The 1112-nt window shown below is 44.9% G+C and carries 1 protein-coding gene; it reads right to left on the bottom strand.

All coding sequences use genetic code 11. The annotated features are described in order from the left end of the window. A partial coding sequence (locus Q0277_RS05595) for a heparinase II/III family protein (RefSeq protein WP_366517327.1) occupies window positions 1-1001 on the bottom strand: 1001 nt, incomplete at its 3' end. Window positions 1002-1112: the final 111 nt, after the last annotated feature.

Here is a 1112-nt window from a genome sequence, read left to right on the forward strand (position 1 = left end):
TGCGGCAATTCGCCGAATTTCACGCCCGAGGCGACCTGGCTTTTGTATGTTTTATCGCTTACTTGCAGCGCGCGCCCAGCAAGAGATCGAGCAAAACTCCTCTCAAAGCGCATATCGTTTTTAAATATCTCATCGTCAAAAATTCCGCCCATGCAGCTAATTAGCGTGGAATGGTTTAAAATATTTTCATCCCAAAACGGCTCGTCGCTGCCCTCAAAGCCGCTTAAATTTAGATATTTTCGCGCGGCCTGTTCATTACTCAAAAACTCGCCGTTTGGGCTAAATTTAAAAAATCTGCCGCTGTCGTTATCGCCGAATTGCGGCACTTCGCCGTTTGGCTTTGTAATATCTGCGGTAAACCTACCGATTTTATACAGCCTGTCTGCGAACCACTGCGGCAGCGCTATTTGTCCGTTTGTAATTTTAAATTCCTGCTCGTTTGACGGCAAGAGCTTCGGCTTTTTACGCCAAAGCTTTGCATCGTAATTTTTTAGCGATAAAATTTTCTCGCTTTTTAGACCCAGTATCAGAGCCGTGGCATACGCCATCAGCTCGCCGCTTAGGCGGTGGTAACTCGTAGAGCTCTCGAAATTTCCGCCGTCTTCGTAAAATTCCTTTTTCATTTCGCTAATCACTTCTTGCACGGCAAACGCCAGCCACGCGTCCGTCTTGCCGCCGCCGTTCAAATACGCGCAAGCTTGCAGAAAACCCGCGATGTCGCTTAGATAGTGATTTGACGTAAGATGCGGCGAATATTCCAGATTATTTACGATATGAAGCGCATGCTCGTAGACGCTATTTGAAAAGGTCTGCTTGAAATTTTGATCCAAAATTCCGCCCCCGTCCATCTGGCAAAACATATCGTAAGCCGCCAGCATATTGGCGACCCTGATGCCAACATCCATCGTGCAGGTCCAATTTACGCCCATTCTAGGCGGATTATTGCGGATAAAATCTAAAATTTGGTTTTTAAATTCTTTTAAATTTTGCTCCTTTATCAGCCTTCTTTAATACAGGTGCCGAAGTTGAAGCTCCCTTTCTTATATTTACTGAATTGGCAGTTATATATACTGTTTCATCAACATCTGCAAAGCTTTGTTCCGGTACTTTTT

The sequence above is a fragment of the uncultured Campylobacter sp. genome (genome assembly GCF_938030815.1).
In the GTDB taxonomy this organism is placed as follows: Bacteria; Campylobacterota; Campylobacteria; order Campylobacterales; family Campylobacteraceae; genus Campylobacter_B.